General features: G+C 56.9%; 5 protein-coding genes. 3 read left to right on the top strand and 2 right to left on the bottom strand.

What is annotated here, in order from left to right:
• The first annotated feature begins 199 nt into the window (after positions 1–199).
• The gene (locus tag KBY72_RS07465) at positions 200–463 is read left to right on the top strand and encodes a hypothetical protein (protein ID WP_254961001.1); all 264 of its coding nucleotides are present in this window, start codon (positions 200–202) and stop codon (positions 461–463) included.
• A 175-nt stretch (positions 464–638) separates the two neighbouring features.
• Here KBY72_RS07465 and KBY72_RS07460 read toward each other — a convergent pair whose 3' ends face one another.
• Positions 639–2624, bottom strand: coding sequence for a tetratricopeptide repeat-containing sulfotransferase family protein (locus tag KBY72_RS07460; protein ID WP_254993337.1), 1986 nt, complete (start codon positions 2622–2624; stop codon positions 639–641).
• Positions 2625–2749: 125 nt separating this feature from the next.
• Positions 2750–4816 carry a glycogen debranching protein gene (locus KBY72_RS07455; protein WP_254929971.1) on the bottom strand — a complete coding sequence of 689 codons (2067 nt, stop codon included), beginning with the start codon at positions 4814–4816 and terminating at the stop codon, positions 2750–2752.
• 202 nt (positions 4817–5018) lie between these two features.
• Between KBY72_RS07455 and KBY72_RS07450 the strand changes: the two genes are divergently transcribed.
• Entirely contained in the window at positions 5019–5690 is a 672-nt protein-coding gene (locus KBY72_RS07450; protein ID WP_254961003.1) for an MBL fold metallo-hydrolase, read from the top strand.
• Between the two features lie 192 nt (positions 5691–5882).
• Positions 5883–6158, top strand: a complete 276-nt coding sequence (locus KBY72_RS07445; protein WP_006911342.1) for an HU family DNA-binding protein — start codon at positions 5883–5885, stop codon at positions 6156–6158.
• Positions 6159–6182: the final 24 nt, after the last annotated feature.

Raw genomic sequence — 6182 nt, 5'->3', positions numbered from 1 at the left:
GGACCTCTCACCCTATCCTACAGGATCCATCTGGTTCATCAAGGGCTGTTGCCGGGCCTGTGAAGCTCCTGCTATTGGCTTACACAAGCCCGATGTTATCGCAGGAGACGGGCTCAGAACCCTACCCACAAGGGGGGTTGCATGTCCCTAAATTGGTGACGTAGATTGGTTCAAGCTCAACGGTTCCCAACTGTCATCAATGAACATTGAGATCAACGATTGGCATGACTCAATCCTCGAGGCCAGCGCCCCAACCCCAGTGCTGTGCTTGGTCTCCCCCAACGCCACTCAGCAGCTTGGCCAGCCCGGAGTGTCCTTTCCCGAGGAAGAGACTAAAAAGCTTTCAGTAATGGTTCCCAAGTCGTTTCACAAAGATCTTCGCCTCTATTGCGCAAGAAAAGACCTCACAATTACTGATGTTGTTCTTAAAGCCCTTCGTCATTACATTGCCAACGATAAATGACAAGGCGCTTGACTGTACAGATTTCTGATGAGCTGTATAGGGATCTCAAGCTGTATTGCGCATTCCAGGATCTTACTTTTTCCCAGACAGCGTCAAAGGCCCTAAGGGATTTTGTGTTGAAAAATGCCCCGCTGATAACTAAACTTAAAAGCGATAACTGCTAGTAAGCGATCCCTTAAGCCCAATTACTGGCCATGTAGCCTTGTGATTCGAGCTTCTTCGATAATGTATTTATCAGTTGAGATCGCCATAGCCAAGAAGATTTCTTTTTGCTGGCTAGCCCGCCACAACTTGCAAAAGAGCTATCTGGTTTATCGCATTGAGTGAGAATCTCAATGTTTAGATAGCAATTAGACCATTCGAACCCGCAGGTCTCAATAAGATTTGGAATCTCCATCCAAGGATTTGCTCGCATTTCATCCATATTGAGGTGAATCATGGCAGCTGGAGCGCTTGCCTGGTGATAGGCCATGATCTGGCGATAAAAGTCATAATATTCAATAATCGCATCCAAGTCGTAGGCCCACGGATTCTCAGTCCCTAAATAAGTAGTGTAAATTGCAAGTAAATTATCGACTGGATTGCGAAAACAGTGGATAATCTTGGCGCGTGGAAATAAACTGGCGATCGCAGAACAATACTGGAATCCAAATAGGTCATGATCATCGATGGGCTTGGCCACATCAAAATCACGGTGGATGGCCTTAATAGAGGAAATCACATCTTCGGACATAGAATTAATATTTGAGTCAAGTATATAATTTGATGCTATATTTAGAAACTCTGTCTTCCCAAGTTTTCCAAGTTTAGGGTTTTGTGATAGAACTAATTGGGCTAGATCGGCTCCGCAACATGGAATCCCAACCAAGAAAATTGGTTCATGCTCATCCTGCCACGTTGACTTTGTATCTGCGATTGCTGCGTTGGTTGCGATTAACTGCTGAATGTTTGGACGCTCCCAGAGCAACGTCTTGTTCATCTCTTGATTGCCTTTCTGATAGCAGTCGAAGGCTGATGTATCATCCAAGTCATCCTTGTATTTAGCTATGGCGAAATACAATTGGGCCCGTTCCCCGGGGTAGTCGGTGGTTGTTAAGCACCCCTGCGCTCGCTGCATTGGAGCTAGATCAACCTTCGCATCCACAAGCAAGGATAACTGCCGTTCTGCTTCGGCAAGTTTTGGGCTGATAAGTAGAACTTTGTTATAGGCTATAATTGCCTCTTTTTGTCTGTTTAAAGTGGCATAAGCCTTGGCAAGATTAAAAAGAGCCTCCACAAGTTGGGGTTTAATGATCAGTGCCTGTTCGTAGCAGGCGATGGCCTCAGGTGCCCTTCCAAGCTGGGCATAGAGAGCCCCTAGGTTTAAATGGGCTTCGGCAAACTCGGGCTTCAAGCGAAGAGCTTCTTGATAGGCATCCGCTGCATCCTTAATCTCATTAATACTCTTTAAAGCACTGCCGAGATTAAAGAAAGGATCTGGCGACGTTGCATTACATGCAATGGCTCTCTTAAAGGTATCGATGGCAGAACGGCTGTCGCCCAGCGCTTGCTGGGCCTTGCCGAGGTTGTTCAGGGCTGCAAAATGGTTTGGAGTAATGGACAAAGCATCAACACAACTTCTAGCAGCCTCTTGATACTTGCCAACCTCAAGGAATGCCGATCCCAAATTGGTAAGGGCCTCTGGGAATTGGGAATTTAGCGCCAGCGCTTGACCATAGGCCTCAATCGCTTCGTTAAAGCGACCTACTTGGCTTAGTGCGTTACCAAGATTGTAATGACAATAACAATTGTCCGGTGCCAATGACAAGGATATTGTATAAGCTCGGATGGCCCCGTGGATATTGTCTTGGGCTTTTTGAACGAAGCCGAGGGTTGCCCACCCCTCTGAAAAACCTTGATCTACAGAAAGCGCTTCTTCAAGCAGCTTTTCTGCCTCGCTATACCTCCCTTTTTGTGCGTAAATAGCTGCCAAATTACCCAATATTAAGGTGCTTTTTGCCTTCCCCTGAATGAGGGCTTCGTAAATCGCTACTGCCTCCTCAAGCCTTCCTTGCTGGTAGAGAAAATGTCCTAACTCAGCCTGCTTATTGGTCTTCTTGGAATGCTGCTCTTTTTCTTCCTTGCTACCAAAGCCAGCTGGGCCAAACCTTTGATTCGCCACCTGTCCTCTAAGCTCTATTTTCATTTTAGCCCGACTATACGTTTAGGCGTCGTAACTCAACTGGACGGCACGGGGTCGACACCTTCCAAGCTGATGATGCGGGTTCGATTCCCGCCGCCCGCTCTTTAAAGCTTTCGGCCTTCCAGCAGGGGGGCAGCCACCAGCAGCATCAGGCTGCGGCTTTGCAGGGGTGCGCCGGTGGGCAGCCAGGCCTCAGGCTCGGAAGGCAGGTCTTCGCCGGGGGGTAGGGCCGTGTCAATCACCCGCAGCCAGCCCTGGCGGCAGCTGGGCAGCTCAAAGTGCATCGCTTTGCTGTAGGCGTTCATGCCGCACCAAACCAAGGGCCCCTGGTGACTGTCATTGAGGCTCCAGGCCAGGGTGTGGGACCAGCTCGCCCAGTCCGGGCTGGCTAATTCGACACCGTGCCACTGGCGCCAGAGGTGGCCCCGATCGCCGCTGCGCCTTATGGGTTTGTCATCAAGGGGTAGCTCGGGGTTGAACAGCCCGGCCAGATGGGCCCGTAAATGCAGCAGGCGTTGCAGAAACAGGCGCAGGGCCAGGTCGCCCGTATCGGGTTGCCAGTGCATCCAGCCGAGGGGGTTGTCCTGGCACCAGGTGTTGTTGTTGCCGCCCTGGCTGCGGCGCACCTCATCACCCATCAACAGCATCGGCACTCCCGGTGCGAGCAGCAGGCTTGTGAGCAGATTGCGCAGCTGGCGCTCGCGCAGGGCCGTGATGGCTGGATCGGAGCTGGGACCCTCTACACCGTGGTTCCAGGTGTTGTTGTGATTATCGCCGTCTCGGTTGTCCTCACCGTTGGCCAGGTTGTGCTTGCCGTTGAAGCTCACCAGATCGGCCATGGTGAAGCCGTCGTGGGCGGTCAAGAAGGTGATGCATTGACCCGGATGCACCGGTGTGTTGGCGAAAAGGTCTGGGCTGCCGCTCAGGCGCTGGGCCATGGTCCAGCAGGTTTTTTCATCACCCTTCCAAAAGCGACGCAGGTCGTCTCGGAAGCGGCCATTCCAGGTGGCCACCCGGCGGGCTGGGAAGTCGGCGAGGCGATAGAGGCCACCGCAATCCCAGGGTTCGCTGATCAGTTTCAGGTCGCCGAGATCTGGATCGGCTTCCATCTCCTCAAATAGGGGCGGCGCGTCTAGGGGGGCCAGGTTGTCGCCGCGGCTGAGGGCGATGCCCAGGTCGAAGCGGAAGCCATCAATTCCCAGCTCCGTGGCCCAGCAGCGCAGCGATTCCAGGATCAGCCGCCGCACCAGCGGCCGATTGGCCGCAATGGTGTTGCCGCAGCCGCTCACATCTTGGTAATCGCCTTTGGCGCTCTGCTGGTAGTAGAGGCGGTCGCTGAAGCCGCGCCAGCTGAGGGTGGGCCCATCCTGATTGCCCTCAGTGGTGTGGTTGTAGACCACATCCAGCAGTACTTCGATGCCGGCCCGGTGGCAGGCGGTCACCAGTTGACGCACCTGGTCGCGGCCGCTGAGCGGGTCATCGCCCACCAGATAGTCGGGATGGGGCGCCATCCAGCTCAAGGGGCTGTAGCCCCAATAGTTGTGGCGTCCGGCCGGGGCGTCGTTGGGATCGAAGGCCATCACCGGCAGCAGCTCGATGGTGGTGATGCCCAGATCCTTCAGGTAGGGAATGGTGGGAATCAGCCCAAGCAAGCTGCCGTGCAGCTGCGCTGGCACAGGACAACCCGGTCCCTGGGTGAAGCCACCCACGTGCAGTTCATATATGACGCTCTTCTGCCAGCTGTGGCGCGGCCGGGGGGCGTGGCTGAAATCAAAGCGGTCGCGCTCAGTTACCACTCCCTTGAGGCAGTGGCCAGTGTTGGGTGCCGCCCCAACGGCGCCGCCACGCTCATAGCTCTGCCAGCCGGCGATCGCTCGGGCGCAAGGGTCGAGCAGCACCTTGGACGGATTAAAGCCATGGCCGCCCGGCTGCAGCGGCCCAAATGCCCGGTAGCCGTAACAGCTGCCCAGGCCCAGACCCTCCACCTCCACATGCCAGTGATCAGCAGAGCGGTGCCGCTGGTCCAGTTCCACCACCCGCGCTGGCTCGCTCGCCTCACCGTCGGCGAACAGCAGCAGCTCGATCCGGGTGGCCAGAGGGGCCACCACCGAAAAGTTGACACCCCGGCTGGTGAGGCTTGCCCCCAGCGGCCAGGGATGGCCGATGTGAATCCCTTGGTGGTGATTCGGGGGTGGAGCTAGCTCAGGACTGTTGAATTGGACCGTCAAGGGGCCGAGCTTGCTGCGGTGACGCTAAGCGCGAATATTGGCCGGGGCAGCAGGCAGTCGCCTGAGGTGCCCGTCTCCGGACGGATCGCGCTCCACTCCTTGCCCTGTTTTTGCCCGCTCCCGCTGCATAAACAAGTTGACCCAGTTGACCCAACCCCCCGAATCCGGCCGGCCGCCCCAGCAGGTGCGCCCTGGTCTGTGGCTGTTCGCCCCCAGCCGCGATAGCCAGGGGGGAAGCAGCTGGCTGCTGGAGGCCGCTGCTTATGGAGGTGGCGGAGATCTGCTGGTGGATTGTCCGGGATTCACTGAGGCAAATTTGGCCATGTTGCGCCAGCGCACTGAGCTGGTGGGGCCAGGCAGGCTTGTGCTCACTAGCCGCGAGGGCCACGGCCGCTGCCGGCGCTGGCAGGAGGCCCTGGGTTGGTCTGTGCTGGTGCAGGAGCAGGAGGCCTACCTGCTGCCGGGTGTGCAGGGGTGCACCAGCTTTGGCGAGCAGCTGACCCTGGCGCCTGGGGTCCAACTGCTCTGGACCCCAGGGCCCACGCCGGGCTCCTGCGTGCTGCTGGTGCGTGCTGGAGCAGTCGATGGCCTGTTTTGTGGGCGATTGCTGTTGCCAACCGGACCAGCGGCTTTGGCGCCCTTGCGCACGGCGCGCACCTTCCATTGGCCCCGCCAGCTGGCCAGTTTGGAGCGGCTGCGCAGCTGGTTGCCGGCCGGCTCTCCCGACTGGATCGCCAGTGGTGGTGGGCTTGGTGCCCTGCGCGGCGACAAACTCGTCAATGGGGGTGCGGAGCTGCTGTCTGGGCTCGTCTTTTGAGCCATTTGGAGCCTCCTTGGACCCCCCATGTGGGGAAATTGTCACGAAAACCGTTGCGCCGGAGCACTTCTGTGTTGCAGCAGCGGCCAGAGCCCCATACCATTGGCGCGCTCATCTCAGGGCCGGTCGGGGTTTTCCGACTCGCCACCTTTCGTCGCAACACGACCGCCACCCCCGAGGCTTCCTATTCCCATGAACAAAGCTGATCTCGTCAACCTCGTTGCCGCCCGCACCGAGCTCACCAAGACCGACGTCTCCCAAGTCGTCGACGCCGCCATCGAAACCATCATCGACTCGGTCGTAGAAGGGAAGAAGGTGTCAATCCTGGGCTTCGGCTCCTTTGAGCCCCGTGAGCGCTCTGCCCGCCAGGGTCTGAACCCCAAGACCGGCGAGAAGATCAAGATCCCCGCCAAGCGGGTGCCTGCCTTCACCGCCGGCAAGATGTTCAAAGACCGCGTCCAGGGCTGATCTGGTTGCAAGTAATTCCTGCCA

Origin of the sequence: Cyanobium sp. BA5m-21, assembly GCF_024346235.1 — a bacterium.
In the GTDB taxonomy this organism is placed as follows: Bacteria; Cyanobacteriota; Cyanobacteriia; order PCC-6307; family Cyanobiaceae; genus Cyanobium_A; species Cyanobium_A usitatum.
The sequence above is the reverse complement of the archived record's forward strand: the minus strand, read 5'-3'. Positions and strand labels throughout refer to the sequence as shown.

Bases quoted from the DNA above. Each gene is read 5' to 3' on its own strand.
- KBY72_RS07445 (WP_006911342.1), top strand. From the start codon at position 5,883: ATGAACAAAGCTGATCTCGTCAACCTCGTTGCCGCCCGCACCGAGCTC.
- KBY72_RS07465 (WP_254961001.1), top strand. From the start codon at position 200: ATGAACATTGAGATCAACGATTGGCATGACTCAATCCTCGAGGCCAGC.